Origin of the sequence: Virgibacillus sp. M23, from assembly GCF_034190895.1 — a bacterium.
In the GTDB taxonomy this organism is placed as follows: Bacteria; Bacillota; Bacilli; order Bacillales; family Amphibacillaceae; genus Virgibacillus; species Virgibacillus salarius.
The window spans coordinates 1-485 of record NZ_JAWDHA010000220.1; the positions used below are offsets into that span (position 1 = coordinate 1).

1 pseudogene is annotated in these 485 nt (G+C 35.9%); it reads right to left on the reverse strand.

The features are described 5' to 3' along the window. Positions 1 to 423, reverse strand: a pseudogene (locus RVS70_RS22185) (hypothetical protein); the annotation flags it as partial. Positions 424 to 485 lie beyond the last annotated feature (62 nt).

A 485-nucleotide genomic window follows, 5' to 3' on the forward strand; every position in this document is an offset into this window, starting at 1 on the left:
TGTTTTATTTAAAACACTTCTAGGAATCATTTCATACCATGTGTCAGTTCTATTATGTCCTCCCAACGCTGTACCATTTACACCATACCTACGTGGAGCTGTTGCATACAGAATGTTCCCCCTTGAATCAGTTAAGAAAACAACTACTGTGCCGGTGAACCCTTTCCATTTTTTACTAGTCCATGTTTTAGTGGTTGCATCTAATCTTCCACTTGAGGATATAATGATATTGGTTGCCATTCGTCTATGATCACCTAATTCTGTATGCTGTGAGCCCCGTAAAGGAAATGTCACACGCTCATTACTTTCAATACTTTCTACGTAAGGATTAAAGTTTAAGTAATCATTTCTGTAGTCAAACGATACAGGATACATTGCGTCGTCCCAATTTTGATAGAATTTTTGAAATTGATAATTATACACAACAAAACACCTCAGTAAATAAATTTAGGTCAATGACCAAGATCAACATATTCAGTTAACTC